Origin of the sequence: Mesorhizobium sp. M7A.F.Ca.MR.362.00.0.0 (assembly GCF_004023175.1) — a bacterium.
Taxonomy (GTDB): domain Bacteria; phylum Pseudomonadota; class Alphaproteobacteria; order Rhizobiales; family Rhizobiaceae; genus Mesorhizobium.
This window is the reverse complement of sequence record NZ_RZTF01000067.1, coordinates 1-20510: the sequence shown is the minus strand read 5'-3', so window position 1 is coordinate 20510 and position 20510 is coordinate 1. Positions and strand designations below refer to the sequence as shown.

24 protein-coding genes are annotated in these 20510 nt (G+C 62.6%); 7 read left to right on the top strand and 17 right to left on the bottom strand.

The features are described 5' to 3' along the window. Positions 1-126: 126 nt before the first annotated feature. From EOC06_RS11810 to EOC06_RS11780, 7 genes are all read right to left on the bottom strand, one after another. On the bottom strand, positions 127-618 hold the full coding sequence (locus EOC06_RS11810; protein ID WP_127270951.1) for a F0F1 ATP synthase subunit B: 492 nt from the start codon (positions 616-618) through the stop codon (positions 127-129). A gap of 10 nt (positions 619-628) precedes the next feature. Continuing rightward, positions 629-1228, bottom strand: a complete 600-nt coding sequence (locus EOC06_RS11805) for a F0F1 ATP synthase subunit B (protein ID WP_127272329.1) — start codon at positions 1226-1228, stop codon at positions 629-631. 63 nt (positions 1229-1291) lie between these two features. Next, complete coding sequence (locus EOC06_RS11800; protein ID WP_006206606.1) at positions 1292-1516, bottom strand: F0F1 ATP synthase subunit C; 225 nt, start codon at positions 1514-1516, stop codon at positions 1292-1294. Between the two features lie 85 nt (positions 1517-1601). After that, positions 1602-2360 carry a F0F1 ATP synthase subunit A gene (locus tag EOC06_RS11795; protein ID WP_128307820.1) on the bottom strand — a complete coding sequence of 253 codons (759 nt, stop codon included), beginning with the start codon at positions 2358-2360 and terminating at the stop codon, positions 1602-1604. A 59-nt stretch (positions 2361-2419) separates the two neighbouring features. After that, a complete protein-coding gene (locus EOC06_RS11790) occupies positions 2420-2827 on the bottom strand; it encodes an AtpZ/AtpI family protein (protein ID WP_127256993.1) in 408 nt (135 codons plus the stop codon). A gap of 254 nt (positions 2828-3081) precedes the next feature. Further along, positions 3082-4263: a cell wall hydrolase gene (locus EOC06_RS11785; RefSeq protein ID WP_128307819.1), complete on the bottom strand. Its 1182-nt coding sequence runs from the start codon at positions 4261-4263 to the stop codon at positions 3082-3084. A gap of 143 nt (positions 4264-4406) precedes the next feature. Continuing rightward, positions 4407-5705 (bottom strand): MFS transporter, encoded by a 1299-nt coding sequence (locus EOC06_RS11780; protein ID WP_128307818.1) that lies wholly within the window; start codon positions 5703-5705, stop codon positions 4407-4409. A 119-nt stretch (positions 5706-5824) separates the two neighbouring features. On the opposite strand from EOC06_RS11780, the gene EOC06_RS11775 reads away from it, so the two are divergent. Beyond that, a complete protein-coding gene (locus EOC06_RS11775; protein WP_128307817.1) occupies positions 5825-6736 on the top strand; it encodes a LysR substrate-binding domain-containing protein in 912 nt (303 codons plus the stop codon). 90 nt (positions 6737-6826) lie between these two features. On the opposite strand, the gene der is transcribed toward EOC06_RS11775, so the two are convergent. Both der and EOC06_RS11765 read right to left on the bottom strand, forming a co-directional pair. Further along, positions 6827-8260: a ribosome biogenesis GTPase Der gene (gene der / locus EOC06_RS11770; protein ID WP_128307816.1), complete on the bottom strand. Its 1434-nt coding sequence runs from the start codon at positions 8258-8260 to the stop codon at positions 6827-6829. Continuing rightward, positions 8257-8922, bottom strand: coding sequence for a tetratricopeptide repeat protein (locus EOC06_RS11765; RefSeq protein WP_127811033.1), 666 nt, complete (start codon positions 8920-8922; stop codon positions 8257-8259). The genes der and EOC06_RS11765 overlap by 4 nt, the downstream gene beginning before the upstream one ends. A 214-nt stretch (positions 8923-9136) precedes the next feature. Here EOC06_RS11765 and EOC06_RS11760 point away from each other — a divergent pair, with 214 nt between their 5' ends. Then, positions 9137-10135 (top strand): polysaccharide deacetylase, encoded by a 999-nt coding sequence (locus EOC06_RS11760; RefSeq protein ID WP_128307821.1) that lies wholly within the window; start codon positions 9137-9139, stop codon positions 10133-10135. Positions 10136-10164: 29 nt separating this feature from the next. Here the strand turns inward: EOC06_RS11760 and sbmA are convergent, their stop codons facing one another. From sbmA to EOC06_RS11745, 3 genes are all read right to left on the bottom strand, one after another. Beyond that, on the bottom strand, positions 10165-11424 hold the full coding sequence (gene sbmA / locus EOC06_RS11755; protein WP_127328446.1) for a peptide antibiotic transporter SbmA: 1260 nt from the start codon (positions 11422-11424) through the stop codon (positions 10165-10167). Between the two features lie 113 nt (positions 11425-11537). Next, positions 11538-12698 carry a YbfB/YjiJ family MFS transporter gene (locus EOC06_RS11750; RefSeq protein ID WP_128307815.1) on the bottom strand — a complete coding sequence of 387 codons (1161 nt, stop codon included), beginning with the start codon at positions 12696-12698 and terminating at the stop codon, positions 11538-11540. A gap of 111 nt (positions 12699-12809) precedes the next feature. After that, positions 12810-13031: a hypothetical protein gene (locus tag EOC06_RS11745; protein WP_128307814.1), complete on the bottom strand. Its 222-nt coding sequence runs from the start codon at positions 13029-13031 to the stop codon at positions 12810-12812. A gap of 94 nt (positions 13032-13125) precedes the next feature. Here EOC06_RS11745 and EOC06_RS11740 point away from each other — a divergent pair, with 94 nt between their 5' ends. Genes EOC06_RS11740 through EOC06_RS11730 form a run of 3 tightly spaced genes read left to right on the top strand, consistent with a single transcriptional unit; the run spans position 13126 to position 15755 of the window. After that, the gene (locus EOC06_RS11740; protein ID WP_128307813.1) at positions 13126-14118 is read left to right on the top strand and encodes a LysR substrate-binding domain-containing protein; all 993 of its coding nucleotides are present in this window, start codon (positions 13126-13128) and stop codon (positions 14116-14118) included. After that, positions 14115-15371 carry an aminopeptidase gene (locus EOC06_RS11735; protein WP_128307812.1) on the top strand — a complete coding sequence of 419 codons (1257 nt, stop codon included), beginning with the start codon at positions 14115-14117 and terminating at the stop codon, positions 15369-15371. Before EOC06_RS11740 ends, EOC06_RS11735 begins: the two co-directional genes overlap by 4 nt. A 21-nt stretch (positions 15372-15392) precedes the next feature. Next, complete coding sequence (locus tag EOC06_RS11730) at positions 15393-15755, top strand: DUF488 domain-containing protein (protein WP_128307811.1); 363 nt, start codon at positions 15393-15395, stop codon at positions 15753-15755. A 196-nt stretch (positions 15756-15951) separates the two neighbouring features. Here the strand turns inward: EOC06_RS11730 and EOC06_RS11725 are convergent, their stop codons facing one another. Beyond that, a complete protein-coding gene (locus EOC06_RS11725; protein ID WP_127270294.1) occupies positions 15952-16299 on the bottom strand; it encodes an ArsC family reductase in 348 nt (115 codons plus the stop codon). Positions 16300-16446: 147 nt separating this feature from the next. Here EOC06_RS11725 and EOC06_RS11720 point away from each other — a divergent pair, with 147 nt between their 5' ends. Beyond that, positions 16447-16803: a helix-turn-helix transcriptional regulator gene (locus EOC06_RS11720; protein ID WP_128307810.1), complete on the top strand. Its 357-nt coding sequence runs from the start codon at positions 16447-16449 to the stop codon at positions 16801-16803. Next, positions 16800-17279 (top strand): SRPBCC family protein, encoded by a 480-nt coding sequence (locus EOC06_RS11715; protein ID WP_128307809.1) that lies wholly within the window; start codon positions 16800-16802, stop codon positions 17277-17279. Before EOC06_RS11720 ends, EOC06_RS11715 begins: the two co-directional genes overlap by 4 nt. Before the next feature lie 102 nt (positions 17280-17381). Here the strand turns inward: EOC06_RS11715 and EOC06_RS11710 are convergent, their stop codons facing one another. The 4 genes from EOC06_RS11710 to EOC06_RS11695 form a co-directional block, all read right to left on the bottom strand. Beyond that, positions 17382-17735: a nuclear transport factor 2 family protein gene (locus EOC06_RS11710; protein WP_128307808.1), complete on the bottom strand. Its 354-nt coding sequence runs from the start codon at positions 17733-17735 to the stop codon at positions 17382-17384. A gap of 126 nt (positions 17736-17861) precedes the next feature. Then, complete coding sequence (locus EOC06_RS11705) at positions 17862-18287, bottom strand: 2'-5' RNA ligase family protein (RefSeq protein WP_245469504.1); 426 nt, start codon at positions 18285-18287, stop codon at positions 17862-17864. Positions 18288-18768: 481 nt separating this feature from the next. Next, positions 18769-19854: an ABC transporter ATP-binding protein gene (locus EOC06_RS11700; RefSeq protein WP_128307806.1), complete on the bottom strand. Its 1086-nt coding sequence runs from the start codon at positions 19852-19854 to the stop codon at positions 18769-18771. Then, positions 19844-20452, bottom strand: coding sequence for a cupin domain-containing protein (locus EOC06_RS11695; protein WP_128307805.1), 609 nt, complete (start codon positions 20450-20452; stop codon positions 19844-19846). The genes EOC06_RS11700 and EOC06_RS11695 overlap by 11 nt, the downstream gene beginning before the upstream one ends. Positions 20453-20510: the final 58 nt, after the last annotated feature.

Below are 20510 nucleotides of genomic sequence, written 5' to 3'. Positions count from 1 at the left end.
GTCGAGCCGACCCCCTCTGTCGCCTTTGGCGACATCTCCCCCTCGAGGGGGGAGATTATCCCCGCCCACAACAAAAAAGCCGCCAGGTTGCCCGGGCGGCTTTCGATGATTGGCTAGAGGGACCCTCTAATTCAGCTTCGACTTCACGTCCGCAAGCGATGCCTTGAACAGATCGGCACCGGCCTTGGCGTCGATCTTGCCGGCAAGCAGCGCGCGCGCTGCCTCTACGGCGATGTCGACGGCGCTGGCGCGGACTTCGCTGATGGCGTCACGCTCGGCCTGGCCGATCTTCTGCTCGGCAAGCGCGGTGCGCCTGACAACATAGTCCTCGGTCTTCTTGTGCGCTTCGGCGGCAAGCAAGTCGGCTTCGCGCTTGGCGGCGGCGACGATGTCGGCGGCCTCCTGCTCGGCTTCCTTGCGCTTGCGCTGATACTGGCCAAGCAGTTGCTGGGCTTCCTCGCGCAGCCGGCGCGCTTCGTCGAGTTCGTTGCTGATCCTTTCGGCGCGGGCGTCGAGCGCCTTGGCGATCAGGCGAGGCACCTTGATGTAGACGGCAATGCCCAGGAAGATGACCAGGGCAACCGTGGCCCAGAGCGTCGCGAGAGATGTGGCGTCCATGATGCGCTCCTCACCGGGCCACGGATTTGACCGCGGCCGCGATCTCTGCCTTGCTGGCCTTGCCGCCAACCAGGGCTTCGACAATCGCCGAAGCGGTGTCCTCGGCGATGCTGCCGACTTCCTTCATGGCATTGGCCTTGATGGAAGAGATGCGGGCCTCGGCTTCGCCAAGCTTGGCGTCGAGCGCGGCCTCGACCTTCTTGCGAGCGGTGTCGGCCTCGGCCTTAGCCGCGTCGTTGGCCTGCTGGCCGATCGCGTTGGCCTTGGTCTTGGCTTCCGCCAGTTCCTGCTCGTAGGCAGCAACGGCAGCGTCGGCCTCGCCCTTCAACTTGGCCGCCTGATCGAGATCCTGCGTGATGCGATCGTTGCGGACATCGATGATGCCGCCGACGCGCGGCATCACAACCCGCTTCAGGAAGAGATAGAACAGCCCGAAGGTGATCGCCAGCCACAGAAGCTGCGACGGGAACGTCGCCGGATCGAATGGCGGAAACGTGCCATGCGCTTCAGCAGGCACACCGGTGCTGGAATGCGTGTCGCCTTCCGTAGCAGCGTGGCTGGTATCGGCTGATGGCGCGGACTCTTGCGCAAAGGCAGATGTCACGAACATGGACTATCCCCGAAATTCAGGCCCGCCGCTCGCGCGGCCGGCCTGTCCAATCTTCCCGAGTGCTCAGCCGAACAGGGCCAGAAGCGCGATGAGAAGCGAGAAGATGCCCAGAGCTTCGGTCACGGCGAAACCGAAGATCAGGCGGCCGAACTGGCCATCGGCAGCCGACGGGTTGCGCAGTGCGCCCGCGAGGTAGCTGCCGAAGATGTTGCCGAGGCCAATGCCCGCACCACCCATGCCCAGGCAAGCGATGCCGGCGCCGATGTACTTTGCTGCTTCTGCGTCCATTTGTTCAACTCCTTTGGATCTAAAATTCCGTTGCGATTCCATCCGGCGCCAATGTTGGAAATTCTTGGGCCGGAAACTTTTGGACCTAGTGCCCGGGGTGCAGGGCGTCGTTGAGATACATGCAGGTCAACACGGCAAAGACGTAGGCCTGCAGGAAGGCGACCAGCAGTTCCAGTGCCGTCAGCGCCACCGCCATCGCCAGAGGCAGGATCGAGCCGGCGACGCCGACCGCGCCGAGCGCGCTCAGGCTGACCACGAAGCCGGAAAACACTTTCAGCGTGATGTGGCCGGCGAGCATGTTGGCGAACAGACGAACCGAGAGGCTGACCGGGCGCGACACGAAGGAGATCACCTCGATCAGCACCACCAGTGGCAGCAGGAAGACCGGCACGCCATGCGGCACGAACAGTTTCAGGAAGCCAAAACCATGCTTCATGAAGCCGTAGACGACCACGGTTGCGATCACCAGCACGGCAAGGCCGAAGGTGACGATGATGTGGCTGGTGACGGTGAAGAAATACGGGAACAGGCCAAGCAGATTGGCGACGAGCACGAACATGAACAGCGAGAACACGAGAGGGAAGAACTTCATGCCTTGCGTGCCGGCGGCATCGCGCAACATGTTGCCGACGAACTCGTAGGCCATCTCGGAGACCGACTGAAGCCGCCCGGGAACCAGGCTGCGGCTCGACGTCGTGAGAAACAGAAATCCAGCCGCGACAAGCACGGTCGCGACCATGAACAGCGACGAATTGGTGAAAGACAGGTCATAGCCGCCGACGTCGATCGGAATCAGCTTGTTGATATGGAACTGGTGGATCGGATCGACCTTGTCAGCTGCCACGTTCAAACCCCGTCAATGCCGCGTACGGCCTCGTTACCATTACCGCACATGGTGCGCGGTCATTTCTTGTCGTCTTGGTCACGGCGCGATTTATCGCCCTGTCCAAATTCTGCCACAACGCCGGCGGAACGCATCACATTGAGCACTCCGGCGCCAAAACCAAGCAGCAGAAACACGATCAGACCCCATGGCGATGTCCCCGCCAGACGGTCGATGATCCAGCCGATGCCGGCACCCACCACCACCCCGGCGATAAACTCGCTGGAGAGTTTGAGCGCCTGACCGTAACCGGCCACACTGCCCGCTTTCGCGTCGTCTTTCCCCTCGAGCCGGCCCGGCCGCCTTGTCGCAAGCGAAGCTTCCAGGTCACGGCGGCGCCGCTCAAGATCGTCGTCGCGGATATCGGGTTCATGCTGATTGCCGCGGCCGGTTTCTCCGGTTCCGTCTGGCCCATTCTTGTCGGCCATCGCAACCCCCCTGCCCGGTCAGACCATCACCGTCCGTCCGCTTCTAAAGTCGCCGGCAACATAGTTAGAGGGTTTGCGCCCGTCAAGCCACGGGCGGAAGTTCATTGCCATGTATTTTAGGCAATAAAATCAATGGATTACAAAGGTGCGACATCGTGCCCGCCATGATGACAAGGATGCATGGCGCGAATCCCCCGCGCAATGGCTCTTCGATAGGCTGCGCGCCACGTCAAAGATCAGCGGCTGCTCCGCAGTCAGCTCCAGCCGCCGCCATAGGTCCGATAGAAGATATGCAAGCCGATCTTGGTCATCTTCTGCATCGTGCGCGCCCAGCCGGGATGGACATATTGCGCATAGTAGTGGGTCGACGATCCGACCTCCGGGATGAAGATCTTGCCGGCAGTGACGGCCATGGCGATCTCCTGGGCGGTCTTGTAGGCGGCTGGGCTATCGATGCGCTTCTTCCTGCCGTCGCAGGCGAAGGAGAACTGGCAGCGGTTGAACCAGCTGTCGTTCTGGTAAACGACGCCGCAGATCGAATTCGGATAGGTCGGGTTGCGGACGCGGTTGAGGATGACCTGGGCGACGGCGGCCTGGCCGCGCACGGATTCGCTCCTCGCCTCGAAATAGATGCCGTTGGCAAGGCATGCCTGCTCCTTCTGGGAGAAGACACTGGCGGGCAGCGGGTTCTGGATCCACGAATGATCGCCCTTGGCCATCGGCGGAATGAAGCGGCCCTCATTGGGCTGCTCGTCCTGAAGCAGGGCTTCGAAGGGCGATGCCTTGGCATAGTCAGGCTCGGACTGCGCGTAGGCGGTGGCCAGCACGTCCGGATGGTCGTTGTTGACCAGCGCTGCCAGCATGGCCGGCACGCCGGGATCCGGCTTCTTCTCCTCGCGCGCATGGAATGCCGCGGCGATCTGGATTTCCTTGCCTTTGATCTGCGGCTTGGCGAAAGCCATTTTCAGGCCGCTGTCCATGCTGGGCCGCAGCAAGGAGGAGGTGCGCTCGAAGATCGAGCCGGCGTTGAAGTTCTTCGGCGGTGCGACGGGAGACATCTGGACGATGCGCCCTTTCTTCTCGGCGCGCACGACGCGGTCCTCATCGGGCGTGCCGCTGACCTTGCCGCCCTTTCCGCGAAACGACACGTTGCCGACACCGGCCAGGTGGACACCCGATCCGGAGATGGAGCCGGTGACATCAGAATCGACAAAGGGCATCTCGGCAGCATGGGTCGAGCCGGCGACGGATTTCTCGACATAGGAATTCCAGCGGGTGTTCGCTTCGAGGCCGGAGACAAGGCTCGTCATGTCCTGATAGGCGACGATGGTCGGAAAGCCGATCCAGATGCCGAGACCGATGACGAACGGGGGCAGAAAGCCACGTCTTCTCTCACCGGCGGCGGCAACCAGCCGCTTCAACACACGTCGATGCACGGAACACTCTCCAGGAACGCGACAGACCCCACTGGAGAGCAAAATGATGCATTAACCTTGATGGGACGTTAACGGCTTCGATCGGACTGTTCTCAGCCGGCTTCAGGTCGTGGTTCCGAAGTCGGGCGGTTTTGCGGCCGAACTCAGGCCGGACGCAGGAAGATCGGCCGGGCGATCAGCGCGCAGATGGCGGCCGCCAGCCAGACGCCGGACCAAGACCAAAGGTGCAAGAGCCCCGGAATGGCCACCGGCACCAGGAAGAAGCCTACGAAAACAAAAGTGTTGGCAAGGCTGAGCGCGGTCCCGACATGGCTGGCCCCGGCAAGGGTGGCAAGCTCGGTGTAGGCGACGCCGTGCCAGGCGGAGACCGAGATGCCTGCGACAATAAGCCCGACTGGAAGGACAGCCAACCAGATGAGCTGGCCGCCCGGAACGGTTGGGCCGAACAGGACCAGCAGCCAAAGCATGGCGAAGGCAAGGGCGCTGAACGCGCTGCACAAGCGAAGAAATTGGCGGCGGTTGCCGTGACGGTCGGTGAAGCGGCCGCTCCAGATGCGCATGACCATGGCGCCGATCTGAACGGCGGCGAGGCTCGCGCTGATTGCCGCCGTTCCCAACCCAACGAAATCGTGCAGGAACACGGAGGCGAAGGTGAGCACGGCCACCTGCGGAAAGCAGAGCAGGCCGATGGCGGTCGCGATACGCCAGACATCGCGATTGCGCCGATTGCGCAGCGGCGCCGGTCCGACCGCAGCCGAAGCGAGATGGCCCTCGCCCGCCGTCGGCGGCTCGTGCAGCCAGCGCCAGGCGAACAGGGCAGACAGAGCGGATGCGCCCGCCAGCACCCCGAACACCGCGCCAAAGCCGAAAGCCAGCGCAAGCGAGGGCAGCACGAGCGCGCCAAGGCCACCGCCAAGCGGCACCGCCGTCTGCCTGATGCTCATGGCAAAGCCGCGCTCGTTTTCCCGAAACCAGCCCATGATGGCGCGGCCGCTCGAACCGTTGACGCTGCCGCCGAGCAGTCCGGTGATGAGCAGGCTCGCGGAGAGCAGCGTGACGCCGGGAATACCGGCCTTTGTCGGCACAACCAGCATCGCCATGGCCAGGAGCCACACCGCCGTCGCGCCGAGCCCGATCAGGAGCACGCGGCGATCGCCCCAGCGATCGGTAAGCAGGCCCCAGGGCAGCTCGCTGAGCGCGACCCCCAGCCCGAGAAGGCCGAGCGCCAGGCCGAGCTCGGCATTGCCCAAATGATAGCCCTGGCGAAGAACGACCGCCGTCGCCGGGATGCCGGAGAACGTAGCCGAGAAGGCGGCATTGGCGGCAACGCCGATGCCCAGAACCTTCCAGCGATGGCCCGGCTTGAAAACCCTCCCGGCGGAACCGGTACCTTCCAGGAGCTTCGGCGACTGCCGATCGGTGCAATTGACGATGGCGGACATGATTTCATTTCCCGTGCTGGCCAGTGGTCCGGCCTTGACGATCTGTCCCTACCGCCATAATTTCATCCTGAAAATCAGGAAGTTTTGAACTAACAATCCTGAAAATCGGGACTTCAGACATGCGACGCGTAACTTTCGACCTCGACGTCCTGCGCAGTTTCGTCACCGGTATGGAGCTGGGCAGCTTTGCCAAGGCCGCTGACCGGCTTGGCCGGTCGACGTCGGCGGTCAGCGCGCAATTGAAGAAACTGGAAGAACAGGCGGCGACGCCGATCTTCCGCAAATCAGGACGCGGCCTCGCTTTGACCGAGGCCGGCGAGACCATGCTCGGCTATGCGCGCCGGCTGATCGAATTGAATGACGAGGCGGCATCCGCCATCCATGATGTCGAGCTGGAAGGCTGGGTACGGCTCGGCTTGCAGGAAGATTTCGGCGAGGCGGTGCTGCCGGACGTGCTCGGCCGATTTGCCCGGGCGCACCCCAAGGTGAAGATCGAAGCCAGGATCGCACGCAGCCACGACCTTGCCGAAAGGGTCATGTCAGGCAGCCTCGACATCGCGCTCGCTTGGCACTGCGGCGAAACGCTGCCCTACAGCCAGCATGTCGCCGATGTGCCGATGCGCTGGATCGGGCCGGCAAAGCGCATCGAGACCAGCCTGCGCGACGGTGAGCCGCTGCCGCTGGTGGCGCTCGAAGCGCCATGCCTTCTGCGCACGGTGGCAACCGAAACGCTCGACCGCGCCGGGCTGTCGTGGCGGATGGCCTTTTCCAGCCCGAGCCTTGGCGGCATCTGGGCAGCCGTGGCGGCGGGGCTGGGGCTGACGATCCGCACCGACATCGGCCTGCCGGCCAGCGTCAGCGCAATAACGCCGGAGATCGCCGGGCTGCCGGCATTGCCCAAAATGGCGTTGGTGCTGCACCAGAAGGATGCTGAACTGGATCCGGTGGCAGCGCGGCTAGCCGACATATTGTTGCAGGCGGCGTTGCAGGCACTGCCACGGGACGAGCGGTTGAAGGAGGAGGTCGCTTAGACAGCCGGAAAGGTATCCAGTGTCGCGTGCTGTCCCGCCAACGTTGCGGAGAATTCGCGCGAGCAAAGGGGCTCATTCGAGCCCGACCGCTTATTTGCGCTTGTTCGACCTGCCGGCGAACGGATTGTCCGACGTGCGCAGCGCGATGCGGATCGGCACGCCGGGCATGTCGAAGGCTTCGCGCAGGCTGTTGGAGAGATAGCGGACATAGGATTGCGGCATCGCATCGGGCCGCGAGCACTGGACAACGAAACCCGGCGGCCGGGTCTTGGCCTGGGTGACGTATTTGACCTTCAGCCGGCGTCCGGCCACGGCAGGCGGCGGGTGGTGTGCCAGGATGCCTTCCAGCCAGCGGTTGAGCTTGCCGGTCGAGACGCGGCTGTTCCACACCTTGTGCGTCTTGATGACGGCATCCATCAGCTTGTCGAGGCCGCGCCCGGTCTCGCCGGAGACAGGTACGGCCTGGAGGCCGCGCGCCTGGGGAAGAAGCCGTTCCGTCTTCTCTCGCAGTTCGGCCAGAAGTTCCTGGGGATGGTCGATCAGATCCCATTTGTTGAAGGCGATCACCGGCGCCCGGCCTTCCCTGATGATCAGGTCGGCGATCTGCAGATCCTGCTTCTCGAAGGAGATGGTGGCGTCGAGCACGATGATGACGATCTCGGCAAACCGGATGGCGCGCAGGCCGTCCTGCACCGACATCACTTCCAGCTTTTCATGAATCCTGGCCTTGCGGCGCATGCCGGCTGTGTCGAACAATTTCAGCCGGCGGCCATGCCAATCCCAGTCGACCGAGATCGAATCACGGGTAATGCCGGCTTCCGGTCCGGTGAGCAGCCGCTCTTCGCCGATCAGCGCGTTGATCAGCGTCGACTTGCCGGCATTGGGACGGCCGACGACGGCAATGCGCATCGGCTTGGTGTCGTCATAGGTATGCTCGGCATCCGGATCGGCGATATCCTCGCCGATCAGCACCTCGCCGGCAGCGACGTCTTCGTCTTCGCCATCTTCTTCTTCGCCGAAGGCGCGCGCTTCGCCGAGCGCGCCGATCACGGCGTCGCGCAAATCGGGCATGCCCTGGCCATGCTCGGCCGAAACCGGGATCGGCTCGCCAAGTCCGAGTTCCCAGGCTTCCAGCATGCCGCCCTGGGCGCCCTTGGCCTCGGCCTTGTTGGCGACCAGCACGACCGGCTTGCCGGACTTGCGCACGATCTCGGCGAAGGTCCTGTCGTCGGGCAACAGGCCGGACTTGGCGTCGATGGTGAAGAAGATCAGGTCGGCCTCCCGGATGGCGATCTCGGTCTGCGCACGCATGCGGCCGGGCAAGGTCGAGGCGCCCGCGTCCTCGAAGCCGGCGGTGTCGATGACGTCGAAATGCAGGTCGTAAAGCTTGGCGGCATGGACGCGACGGTCGCGGGTGACGCCCGGCGTGTCGTCGACGAGCGCCAGCTTCCTTCCCACCAGCCGATTGAAAAGAGTCGATTTCCCGACGTTAGGTCTGCCGATGATGGCGACTTTGAAGGTCACGACGCACTGCCCGACCCGCGGATCAGCTCGGACATCAATGTTGCGCGCTCGCGGGTGTTGCGCGGCGCGCCGTCATCGGCGGCGATCTGGTCGAACAGTTTCAGCGCATCCTGCGTCTTGCCTTCCTTCCAGGCGGAAAGGCCGAGTGCCTCGCGCGCCGTGTGGCGTAGCGTGTTGGTGTCGGATGTCAGCGCCTCGACACGGCTGGAGACGTCGGCAAAGGAACCATGGTCGACGAGCAGCAGTGCTGCCCGCAGCCGCGCCATGTCGCGAATTCCCTGGGGAATGGCCGTATCCGCGGCGACTTCGTCGAAATCCTTGACGGCGGCGGGGACATCGCCCTTGTTCGCTTTGACGGTCGCGCCGCGCATGCGGGCGAGCAGCGGATAGGCGCCGTAGCCATCCTTCTCCAACTGATCGAGCGCAGTCAGCGCCTCATCGTTCTTGCCGTCATTGGCAAGCTTCAGTGCCTGCGAGAACGCATCGCCCGAGCGGTTGGCGCGCGTCTCGTCCCAATAGCGGTAGCCGACGAAGGCGGCGGTGCCGAGCACCACGAGGACCGCAATGACAATCAAGGCCGGGCCAAAACGGTCCCACAGCGCCTGCGCCTGCTCGCGACGGATCTCGTCGTTGACTTCACGGATAAAACTGTCGTCGGACATCAAATCAAACCATTCCTGCCCCGTCGGGCCTTTGTCAGCCCGCGTTTTAGCGAAATTTTGCCGGCATGGAAGGGGTTCAACCGGAAAATCGCCTATTGTCCGGGGCAAACGGATGTTTGCCCCGGACAGGCAGCCGAAAAGGCCAATCGCACCCACGCCACATTTAGGCGATAGCCGGCTTGCAGACATTCCCCGAGTGAAGATCAGATTGCCTATGCTTCGTCCGTTCCGCGTTGTTGCGTTTTCGCTTGCGGCACTCGCCGCCGCCGGTGGGGCTTTGGCCGATCCACCGGCGCCGGCAAAGCCGAAACAGGTCGTCATCATCTCATTCGACAGTGCCCGCGACATTTCGCAGTGGAAACGCAGCCGGGCACTGGCTGAGCGCACCGGCGCGCACTTCACCTATTTTCTCTCCTGCGTCTTCCTGCTGTCGACGGAGACACGCAAGGAATACACCGCACCCGGCAAAGGCGCCGGCAAATCCAACATCGGCTTTGCCGCCTCGAAGCAGGAAGTCACCGAGCGGCTCGAACAGATCGGGCTTGCCGCGCATGAAGGCCACGACATCGCCAGCCATGGCTGTGGCCATTTCGACGGCAAGGACTGGAGCAAGGCCGACTGGCTGAAAGAGTTCAGTTCGTTCGAGCACATTCTCGAGAACGCCTATGCGATCAACGGCATTGCACCCGAACCACAGGGCTGGCGCGATTTCGCGCGGCATGCGGTGGTCGGCTTTCGCGCGCCGTATCTGTCGACCGGCAAGGCGCTCTATGAAGCGCTGCCGGCGGCCGGATATCAATTCGATGCCAGCGGCGTCTCGCAAGGCCCTGCCCGACCGACGGCCAGCAACGGCATCGTGCACTTTTCGCTGCCGCAGATTCCGGAAGGACCGAAGTCACGGCCGGTGATCGCCATGGACTACAACCTCTATGTCAGGCATTCCGGCGGCTTCGAGCGGCCAAGCCAGGCGGACGAGTTCGCCAACCGGACCTATGCTGCCTTTCGCGCCGCCTTCGACAAGCAGTATGCCGGCAAGCGCATTCCGCTTGAGCTTGGCTTCCACTTCGCGCTGATGAATGACGGCGCCTACTGGAACGCGCTTGAGCGCTTCGCCGGCGAGGTCTGCGTCAAAGCCGATGTCGAATGCATCAGTTTTCGCGATTATGTTTCGCGCCAGGATGCTGGCCAAAGGCAGGTCTCGGTCGGCGGCTGAGCCGCCGACCCGGTTCGATTTCCAAAACCTTAGGCTGGGTCCTCGGCGCTCTGTCTTGCCAGATAGCGCTGGTCGATTTCAGGCAACGGCTCGCCTTGCAGCGTCGCTTCGAAGGCACGCAGGCGCTTGTGGACCGATTGCAGCTCGACGATGGTCGACCAGGACGTGAGCAGAAACTGCAGCGACCCCGTCACCTTGCCGAATGCGTTCGAAATCTGGTTCAGCGCGCCGAACGTTATCTTGTGCGCCACCAGTGAGGGACCAAGGATCAGCAGCGAGAAAATGTTGTCGGCCTGCAGGTAGGTGTAACGGACGACGTTGAAATAGATGTAGTGGAAATACAGCCTGAAATAATTGTGACGAACATTCTCGAACAGCTCGGCGGTGGTGGCCGGCTGGGCGCGGTCCGCATGATCCTCGCCGTAGACGAGTTCCTTGCGGTAGGCGGCTTCGACACGCTGGTTGCGGAACTGCAGCCCTGGAAGTTTCAGACCGGCAACCATGACCGAGATCGTCCCGAACAGACACCAGGCAAGGGCCGCGACAACCAATGGCTGCGGGATCGCGCCGATAATCGGCAACTCAGTGATATGGGCCTGCAACTGGATCATGACCGGCAGGAATGCGATCAATGTCATGATCGACTGGACGAAGCTGGAGCCGAGGTCTTCCATGATCTGCGAGAACCGCATCGTGTCTTCCTGGATACGCTGCGAGGCACCCTCGATATGGCGTAGCCTGCTCCAATTCTCGACGAAATAATTGTTCATCGCCGTGCGCCAGCGGAAAATCCAGTGGCTGACGATGAAGGCATTGACCACCTGCACATTCATGCCGACCAGCGCGAGCCACGAAAAATCCGCCAATCCGATATAAAATTCGCTGTTGGTCGACTTTCCAGTCCCCGACATCAGTCCCTGCACATAGTCGAAGAATGGTCCGTACCAGGCGTTGACGGCGACACTGACCTGCACATTGAAATAGATGAAGAACAGGATGACCGCGGTCATCAGGATCGACCAGCGCTGCCACGGATGCGGCGAATACCAGCTCCAGAATGCGTAGAAGACGGCCACGCAGAACACGAAATAGAGATAAAACCATAGAAACGGCGGCGACATGAGGATCGCGATGCCGATGATGGGCGGCGCGCCGGCCGCAGCCGGCGGCAATCCCAAAACCGCGCCCAATTGTTCACCACCGAAAAACCAGAACAGGATCGCCGCAAGGCTCCAGACGGCGGCCGAAGAGAAGAAGAGCTTCGGCTGCGGGAAAAAGGATACGAACACTGTGGCGAATTCCTCGATCTGGGCGCAAATCAGCTGACTACGGCGGGCATAAAGTCACACATTAGTGGGAAAGAAAATGCCCGTGCCCGATGCCCGGCACAGCAAGCCCACAATCATGGCGATTTTGGCGCAGCCGACCATGTGATGGCGCCGGAGACGACCAGCACGATTGCGGCGGTGATCGAGGCGAGGAAGAAATCGCCGGACATTTGCGCCAGAAATCCGGCCGCGACCGGCCCGATGATCTGGCCAAGGCCGAACGCAGCCGTCATCAGGGCAAAGATCCGGCGCGGCGCGCTTGGCGCCTGCTGCCGGGCGGCCTGCAGGCCAAAGGCGGTGATGGCAATGAAGGTGCCGCCGAGCAGCACGCCGGCAAGCAGCGGCCCGGTGGCGCCGCCGATGGCGACGCTGGCGGTGACGCCGGCAACTTCGATGAAGCACGCCAGCGCATAGGCGGCATAGAGGCCGGTCCGCGCCGCGATCTTCTGCCAGAACCAGACCGAGGGAAAGCCCGCAAGACCGGCGACCATCCACACAATGGCCTCGAAGACGCGGCTGCCGCCGCCTTGCCGGACGATGGCGACCAGGAATGTCGCCGTCACCACATAGCCAAAGCCGAACAGGCCGTAGGCGATGATGACCTTGACCAACGACCGGTCCATCCGCAGTGCCGGCTCGCGGGGGACTTCGCCGTTGCCGAGCGGACCCTCATTGACCAACAGAGCCACGAGGACGAAACCGCAGGCCGAAATCGCCGCCGACCATAGCCAGCCTGCCGCCCAGCCCGAATGCTCGGCGACCAGCACCGCCATCATCGCCGCCGATGCCGCTATGCCGAGCCCGACGCCGCCGAAATGCCAGGCCTGCAGGTCGTTGCGACCGGCAGCCGCGATATGGCTGAACACGATGCTGGCCATGAACACCATGACGAAGGCGCTGGCCAGACCGGCCAGAAAGCGGATGGCGAGAAAGGCCGCCATCGCTTCGGTCAGCCCCATCAGCGCGGCAAGGACCGCACTGGCGCCAAGCCCCGCCAGCATCAGCAGGCGCTCGCGCCCATGCGCCCAGCCGCCCGCCGCCGCCAACGCGCCGACGAGGTAGCCGAGATAATTGGACGACGCGATCCAGCCGGCATCGGCCGGCGACAGATGCAGTTCCTGCATCATGCCGGGCAGGATCGGCGTGTAGACGAAACGGCCGATGCCCATGGCAATCGCCATGGCAATCATGCCGGCGAAAGCGAAACGCAGCGCTGTCGAGTTGGCTGATGTCATCGCACTGCACAATAAATGCAGGGGTCGCTGAAACAATCGCCATCTGTTGGGCCAGTGCGTACGCGGGACGTGCTCGCCTCGACTTCCTATGTCGGAACGCTTGGCGCCTGCTCAGCAGCGACCGCCGGCGGGCAATGAACCCCTCTCGTGCACCGTCCGCCGTGCCGTCAGCCTGAACGGCACATCGCCCAGTTCGCGCTCCGACATGGTGTTCAGCACCGGATGCGAAAGCGGATCGATCAGCCATCTCTGCGCCTCGCTGTCCTGGCGCGGCTCATACGGCCCGCTCGCAGTGAAAAAGACCTTCAGCGACGACGACAAAATCCCTAACATTTCCGGCTCCACAGGTCTGTCTCTCCCGACAAAATCTGCCGTTTCGATATGCCTTTCAATTGAGATTTCAGCCGGATCAGTTTAGAAAAACTCAATGGCCATGCTCAACCGCGTCCATCTCAACGGCCTCCGCGCCGTCGAAACCGTTGCCCGTCTCGGATCGCTGGCGGCCGCCGCCGGTGAACTCAACGTTTCCGTCAGCGCCGTCAGCCAGCAGATCAGCCGTACCGAAAAACAGCTCGGCCAGGCGCTGTTCGAGCGAACGGCGAGCGGTCTGGTGCTGACCGAGTTCGGCGCCGTCTTCGCGGCCCGCCTCGGTGCTGGATTTCGTGAGCTTTCCCAGGCCGTGGCCCTGGCCGACGAGGCTACGCAATGCACATTGGTGGTTTCGGTGGCGCCGGCCTTTGCCTCGAAGTGGCTGTTGCCCAGACTATCTCGCCACTTCGACCGGCATCCCAAAGTGCTGCTGCGCATCGACGCTTCGGTGCGGCTGGCCAATCTCGATCACTCGGACATCGACATCGCCATCCGGCTCGGCGACGGCAAATGGCCGGGCGGACGCACGGAACTGCTCTTGGCGCAGGAAGTCTTCCCGGTCTGCGCGCCGGCGATCGCCCAAAAACTGAAGTCGATCGAGGATCTTGCCCAGACCTGCGCAATCACCGACGAGCGGGCAATGATCAACTGGGAAAGCTGGTTCGAGACAGCAGGCGTTCCGCCTGTTGCCTTCCTCAAGGGCGCGCGTTTCACCGACCCGATGCTGTGCCTGGAATCGGCGATTGCCGGTCATGGCGTGATGCTGGGCTGGCAATTGCTCGCCGCCGACGCGCTGGCCGACGGGCGGCTGGTGGCGCCTTTCGGAATCCGCGCCCAGAGCGGGCTCGGCTATTGGCTGGTGACCTCCAGCACCAAGGCCGAAAGCCGCAAGGTCCGGGACTTCAAGCTCTGGATCAGGGAAGAGATCGAGGCAACCATGGCGCGGTTCGGGTCCGTAAGCCCAGAACCCGCCGGCGCGATCGCGGTGGAAAGGGCGGAGGCACCGAGCTATGTAGAGTCGGACATCAAACTACGACAGGCAGGATCATGACCACACATTCGCGCGGCGTTTCCGCATCGATCGACCCGGTGAAGCTCGACAGGCTGGCGGAAGTCGCCATCAAGGTCGGACTGCAATTGCAGCCAGGGCAGGATCTGGTGCTGACGTCGTCCATCGCGGCACTGCCGCTGACCAGGCGGATCGTCGAGCATGCCTACAAGGCCGGCGCCGGGCTGGTGACGCCGATCTTCAACGATGACGAGATGACGCTGGCCCGCTACCGCTTCGGCGCCGATGCGAGCTTCGACCGCGCCGCCGGCTGGCTTTATGAAGGCATGGCGAATGCCTTTGCCAACAATGCGGCCAGGCTTGCCGTACGCGGCGAGGATCCGTCGCTGCTCTCCGCACAGGATCCGGCGAAAGTGGCGCGCGCCAACAAGGCGAATTCGATGGCCTACCAGCCGGCGCTGGAAAAGATCACCGGCTTCGACATCAACTGGAACATCGTCGCCTATCCGGACCTCGCCTGGGCCAAACAGGTCTTCCCCGGCGATGCCGACGATGTTGCGGTCGTGAAGCTCGCCGATGCCATCTTCGCCGCTTCGCGGGTCGATGTTGAGGACCCGATCGGCAATTGGAAGGCGCACAACGCGGCGCTTCGCAGCCGCACCGAATGGCTCAATGGCCATAATTTCCACGCGCTGCATTTCACCGGACCGGGCACCGACCTGACCGTTGGGCTGGCGGACGGCCATGAATGGATGGGCGGCGCCTCGACCGCCAAGAACGGCATCACCTGCAATCCCAACATCCCGACCGAGGAGGTCTTCACCACGCCGCATGCAAGGCGGGTCGAGGGTCATGTCTCCTCGACCAAGCCGCTGTCCTACCAGGGCACGCTGATCGACGACATTTCGGTGCGTTTCGAAGAAGGCAGGATCGTCGAGGCCAAGGCATCGAAGGGCGAGGATGTGCTGAAGAAGGTGCTCGATACAGATGAGGGCGCGCCCCGCCTCGGCGAAGTGGCGCTGGTGCCGCATTCCTCGCCGATCTCGGCAAGCGGGCTGTTGTTCTTCAACACGCTGTTCGACGAGAACGCCGCCTGCCACATCGCGCTCGGCCAGTGCTATTCGAAGTGCTTCGTCGACGGCGCCTCGCTCAGCCAGGACGAGATCGCGGCGCGCGGCGGCAACAAGAGCTTCATCCACATCGACTGGATGATCGGTTCGGACAGGATCGACATTGACGGCGTCCACAAGGACGGCGCCCGCGTGCCTGTCATGCGCAGGGGCGAGTGGGCCTGACCCGCTTTACGGAGCGGTCCGATGGCCTTCGATCTGGCGGTCAAGCGTATCTACGAACCACCCTCCCCCGATGACGGGCAGCGGGTTCTGGTCGACCGGATCTGGCCACGCGGCGTCAGCAAGCAAGACGCCGCGCTGGCTCTGTGGTTGAAGGACATCGCGCCGAGCGACGAGCTGAGAAAATGGTTCGGCCACGAGCCGGCGCGCTGGGCGGAGTTTCAGGAGCGGTACTGGGTCGAGTTGGATGGAAATGGCGAGGCGGTGAGTGAATTGCGAGGCTTGATCAGCCACGGCAAGGTGACGCTGCTCTATGGCGCGCATGATGAAGCGCATAACAATGCGGTGGCGCTGGCGGGGTATCTCAGCGCAAGCGCTCACAATTAGCCATCGTTAGCCAGACCTTCGTCATCCTCGGGCTTGACCCGAGGATCCATGCCGCGACCTCAGTCGAAAGGCGCAGCGGAGCAGAATCTGCACCGTTGCAACACGGATAGATCACGGCATGGATCCTATGGTCTGCGCTGCGTCGCTCCGCTCCTTGCTTCGCCATAGGATGACGAAGTGAGGTGTATGCGCTGCCCTACTTCACCACCGCCTCATAAACATCAGCCTTGAACCCCACCAGAATCCGATCCCCAACCTCCAGCACCGGTCGCTTGATCACGGTCGGCTTGGCCAGCATCAGCGCCTTGGCCTTCTTTTCGTCGAGGCTCTGCTTGTCGTTGTCCGGCAGTTCGCGAAACGTGGTGCTACCCTTGTTGAGCAGCTTTTCCCAGCCGACCTTGCCCGCCCAGCCATCCAGCCGCTTCGCGTCCAGTCCCTCTGCCCTGAAATCGTGAAACCTGTAGGCCACGTCATGGCCTTCCAGCCAGAGGCGCGCCTTCCTGACCGTGTCGCAGGTGGTGATGCCGTACATGATGATCGTCAAAACAGTGGCCCTTCCGATTTCGAATCTGACCGCAGATTAAGGACGCTCTGCGCGCTTTGCCAGCGCTCCCCGGCATGCCTTCGGTTTTGCCCTTGCCAACACTAAGGAATTTCCCTAAGTATTTTGACAGCGCCTCAGGACCAACCAATGACAAGCCTTCAGACCACAACTCCGAGCCCTCCGCCGATCGACGGCATCTTTCGCGCTCTTGCCGACCCGACGCGACGCCGCGTTGTTGAGCGGCTGAACCGCAGTCCCGCCTCGGTCAGCGAACTCGCAGAGCCCTTCGAGATGGCGCTGCCCTCCTTCATCGAACATCTCAAGATTCTCGAAGGCTGCGGGCTGGTGCACTCGCAAAAGACCGGCCGGGTCAGGACCTATCAGCTGGCACCCGAGCCGCTGAAACTCGCCGAAAACTGGCTGGCCGAACAGCGCACGCTTTGGGAGCGTCGCCTCGACCGGTTCGACGCTTATGTGATGACCCTCAAGGAGACAGAAAAATGAGCTATCCCCTCAAGCCGGATCCCAGACTGGACCTCGTGCTGGAGCGCGTCATCGATGCGCCGCGCGAATTGCTGTGGCGCGTTTGGACGACGCCGGAGCATGTCAAGCAATGGTTCACGCCGAAGCCTTGGATGATCACCGACTGCGAGATCGACCTCAGGCCGGGCGGGCTGTTCCGCACGCGCATGCAGTCGCCAGACGGCAAGGAGGTCAACGACCGCCAATGCTGCTATCTCGAAATCGTGCCGAACGAGCGGCTGGTTTGGACGGACGCGCTGCTGCCGGGCTATCGGCCATCAGGCGAACCCTTCATCACCGCGGTCATTTCCCTTCAGCCGGACGGCAAGGGAACCCGCTACACCGCCACCGCCATCCATCGCGACGAGGCGACCCGCAACAACCATGAAGAGATGGGTTTCTTCAACGGCTGGGGCACGGTGGCCGACCAGCTTGCGCAGTACGTCAAGACCATTTGAGCCTCTCACATGGCGGCCTGGGGCATCGTCCCGGCCGCCATGCTTATTTTTTAACCTCCAGCGACGAGATCGAATTCCCCAAGCCGATGGTATTTCACGGCCTCAATAATAGAAGCGCTCTTCGGTGATTTTGCCGTTCTTGACCGTGTAGAGGCCAACTTCATCCCTGGTGACACGCTCCCCGGTAGCCTTGGGCGTTATGTCGAACTTGAAGCGCACCGCGAACTGGTCGCCATTGACATAGGGACCCTCGACCGAGCCGCCATGCACTTCGTTGTTCTCCTGCCACCACTGGCCCTTCTGCTTGAGAGCCTCCTTGCCATTGGCAATGGCCATTGGCCCCGCCATGGCTTCGAGACTGACGATATCATCGGCATTGTACTTCTCGGCAGCAGCTTCGTTATCGCCCTGCTTGAGCAGTTCGGTGAAATCCTTGGCAATTTCCGCGATGGTCATTTGTGTTCCTCCTGTTCAGACGCACTGCAAATAGGGAAGCGCTTACCGGCCCGCCACCGTTGCCGGCACTACAGCTGACAAGCCGTGTCAGGACGATTGGTATAGCGGCTGTGTGGCCACGATTTCTCATATGCCGGCTAGGGAATCGTCCTGACCGGTCAATCGCCAGGTCGCCGGACATTTGTATTCACCCTGGTGGCTGCAGATCAGCGAAAAACTCCGCACTGTCCAGGATATCGGCTCAACGATCCGTTCCCGCACTTTCGGAACGCCCCTCCTGTCGCGAAGCAGCGTGACATGTGGCTCCAGCGAGGTCGTGATGAATGGCTTTAGCGGGCTGTCGTCAATCACGGCAGAGAGCTTGCGCCAGAAGGCTTGCAAGGTCGGCGAATGGTCGCTGCTGCGAAGGACCAGCGCCCCGCCGCCGAAAGCCGACAGGCGGTCGAAGCAAACATCGAATGGTGTGGCCTGGATCAGCAAGCCGACATGGCGGGCGATCTCCACCACACGCTTCTGTTTGCCGTCGCCAAGGCCGATCAGGGATATGTGCATTTGATCGGTTGGCGTCAGCCATCCCCGCAATCTCAGTTCCTGATTGTAGTGCTCAGCCCTGCGCCGCAGCATGGCATTGACCGGATCCTCAACGAGAAATCCGTAGAACAGATGCGGCTCCCGGATCGGGTTCTGTCCTTCAAATCGGAAAAAGGTCTGACCGTTCTTCGCGGTTCCGTATGAAAATTGCCCACTCACAACCGATCTCGTCCGGCAGATTGTATCAAGCCGAGAAGTTTAGAACAAAAAGGGAACAAATCAAGTGAAAACAAAACCGGCGCTAATGGTTTCCGCATCAGCGCCCGCAAGTTTAACGGCGGAGCAAGCTTTTTCGAGCAAGGGCCGAACCCTACGATCCGTAGCCGATGATGCCCTGACCTCCCGAAAATCGTGGATCGACCAGTCGACATACCCCCGGCCGTTGACCGACGGCTTGTAGCCACCGCGCGGCGTGTGCTCCGGTTATTTAACGTCGACAAAATTAGCTTGGTAGCACCGGGCAGTTGGCACCACGGCGCAGGCTGATATGCGCCACGTCTCCGACGCTGAATTGGGAACCCTCGGCCTGGCGCGGCGCATCGATGACAACAGGCGCGCCCTGCCCGAGTTCGGCATGAAGGCGCAGCGTGCGACCGTGAAAGACGACGCTGTTGACGCGCGCCGGTGCGGTGCCGGGCGCGGCCTCGGTCATCGCCAGCAAATCCTCCGGACGCACGCCGATGGTGCGGGTGGCGCCCTCGGCAGGTGCCTCGCCGGTTTCAGAAATAGCCTCCAGCGGCAGGGCGCCGGCGGCGAAGCGCAGGCGATCGCCGTCTCGGCCGACGAAGCGCGATTGCAGGAGATTCATGGTGCCGATGAAGCTCGCCACAAACTTCGTGGCGGGCCGGTCGTAAAGGGTGGCCGGCGGCGCGATCTGCTCGATGCGGCCCTTGTTCATGACGACGATGCGGTCGGAAATCGACAGCGCTTCGGTCTGGTCGTGGGTGACCATGACGAAGGTGGTGCCGAGCCGCGACTGCAGCCGCTTCAGTTCAACCTGCATCTGTTCGCGCAGATGCGCATCGAGCGCCGACAGCGGCTCGTCGAGCAGCAGCACGCGTGGTTCGCAGACGATGGCACGCGCCAGCGCGACGCGCTGGCGCTGGCCGCCCGACAGTTCGGAGACGCGGGCGCCAAGCTTGTCGGCGAGACCGACCATGTCGAGGGCTTCGCCGGTGCGCTTTGCCTGCTCAGATCCAGACAGTTTGCGCAGCGACAGACCGAAGCCGACATTTTCGGCGACATTCATGTGCGGGAACAGCGCATAGTCCTGGAACACGGTGTTGACCGGCCGGTCGAACGGCCGAAGGGCAGTGATATCGCGACCATCGAGCAACACCTTGCCGCTCGACGGGCTTTCGAAACCGGCGATGACGCGCAGGCTGGTGGTCTTGCCGCAACCCGACGGCCCGAGCAGCGTGACAAACTCGCCGCTGATAATGTCGAGGTCGACGGCGTCGAGCCCGACGATGCCGCCAGGAAAAATCTTCGAGACCGCCTGCAGCCGCACAAGTGGATCAGGCGCCATCGCGAACCTCGGACGGCTTCGTGGTGTTGACCCAGAGGATCTGGCAACGCTCAGTGCCCGGATTGCAGAAGGCATGCAAAAGCGTGCTCTTGAACGCAAAACTGTCGCCGGCCTTCAGCCCGTAATTTGTCGAATCCACCACCAGTTCGACCTCGCCGGCCAGCACGAAGCCGAATTCATGGCCGGCATGGGCATAGGCCTCGGCCGTGCCGCCGCTGGCTTCCACCGTCACCAGCATGCCGGTCAGCGTCGCGCCCGGGGGCGACAGCAGCGCCTTGGCAATGCCTTCCGATTTCACCGGGATCTGCCGCCGCTTGTCGGCACGCACACAATAGAGATCGCTGACGGCATCGTTGCCGTCGGCGATCAGCGCCGACGGCTCGATGTCGAGAGCGGCGGCGAGTGGCCAGATCACCTTGACGCGCAGTGAGGACATACCGCGCTCGATCTGGCTCAAAGCACCGATCGACACACCGGCTTTTGCCGCAAGATCGGCCAGCGACAGGTTGCGTTCCAGCCGCAGCGCCCGTACGCGCCGGCCGACCCGCACATCGGCATCGTCCTTCGGCTTCTCAGCCGGTTCGTCCAGCATGTCCATCAATTCATCCTCGTTTGCAGTCTATCCATCGGAGCGCGGCGCAGCGTCGATAAGCTCC

Bases quoted from the DNA above. Each gene is read 5' to 3' on its own strand.
- EOC06_RS11750 (WP_128307815.1), bottom strand. From the start codon at position 12,698: ATGACATCAGCCAACTCGACAGCGCTGCGTTTCGCTTTCGCCGGCATG.
- EOC06_RS11735 (WP_128307812.1), top strand. From the start codon at position 14,115: ATGACCACACATTCGCGCGGCGTTTCCGCATCGATCGACCCGGTGAAG.
- EOC06_RS11740 (WP_128307813.1), top strand. From the start codon at position 13,126: ATGGCCATGCTCAACCGCGTCCATCTCAACGGCCTCCGCGCCGTCGAA.
- EOC06_RS11790 (WP_127256993.1), bottom strand. From the start codon at position 2,827: ATGGCCGACAAGAATGGGCCAGACGGAACCGGAGAAACCGGCCGCGGC.
- EOC06_RS11810 (WP_127270951.1), bottom strand. From the start codon at position 618: ATGGACGCCACATCTCTCGCGACGCTCTGGGCCACGGTTGCCCTGGTC.
- EOC06_RS11705 (WP_245469504.1), bottom strand. From the start codon at position 18,287: ATGCACATATCCCTGATCGGCCTTGGCGACGGCAAACAGAAGCGTGTG.
- EOC06_RS11775 (WP_128307817.1), top strand. From the start codon at position 5,825: ATGCGACGCGTAACTTTCGACCTCGACGTCCTGCGCAGTTTCGTCACC.
- EOC06_RS11760 (WP_128307821.1), top strand. From the start codon at position 9,137: ATGCTTCGTCCGTTCCGCGTTGTTGCGTTTTCGCTTGCGGCACTCGCC.
- EOC06_RS11805 (WP_127272329.1), bottom strand. From the start codon at position 1,228: ATGTTCGTGACATCTGCCTTTGCGCAAGAGTCCGCGCCATCAGCCGAT.
- EOC06_RS11765 (WP_127811033.1), bottom strand. From the start codon at position 8,922: ATGTCCGACGACAGTTTTATCCGTGAAGTCAACGACGAGATCCGTCGC.
- EOC06_RS11720 (WP_128307810.1), top strand. From the start codon at position 16,447: ATGACAAGCCTTCAGACCACAACTCCGAGCCCTCCGCCGATCGACGGC.
- EOC06_RS11730 (WP_128307811.1), top strand. From the start codon at position 15,393: ATGGCCTTCGATCTGGCGGTCAAGCGTATCTACGAACCACCCTCCCCC.
- EOC06_RS11745 (WP_128307814.1), bottom strand. From the start codon at position 13,031: ATGTTAGGGATTTTGTCGTCGTCGCTGAAGGTCTTTTTCACTGCGAGC.
- EOC06_RS11800 (WP_006206606.1), bottom strand. From the start codon at position 1,516: ATGGACGCAGAAGCAGCAAAGTACATCGGCGCCGGCATCGCTTGCCTG.
- EOC06_RS11710 (WP_128307808.1), bottom strand. From the start codon at position 17,735: ATGACCATCGCGGAAATTGCCAAGGATTTCACCGAACTGCTCAAGCAG.
- EOC06_RS11695 (WP_128307805.1), bottom strand. From the start codon at position 20,452: ATGGACATGCTGGACGAACCGGCTGAGAAGCCGAAGGACGATGCCGAT.
- EOC06_RS11715 (WP_128307809.1), top strand. From the start codon at position 16,800: ATGAGCTATCCCCTCAAGCCGGATCCCAGACTGGACCTCGTGCTGGAG.
- EOC06_RS11780 (WP_128307818.1), bottom strand. From the start codon at position 5,705: ATGTCCGCCATCGTCAATTGCACCGATCGGCAGTCGCCGAAGCTCCTG.
- EOC06_RS11700 (WP_128307806.1), bottom strand. From the start codon at position 19,854: ATGGCGCCTGATCCACTTGTGCGGCTGCAGGCGGTCTCGAAGATTTTT.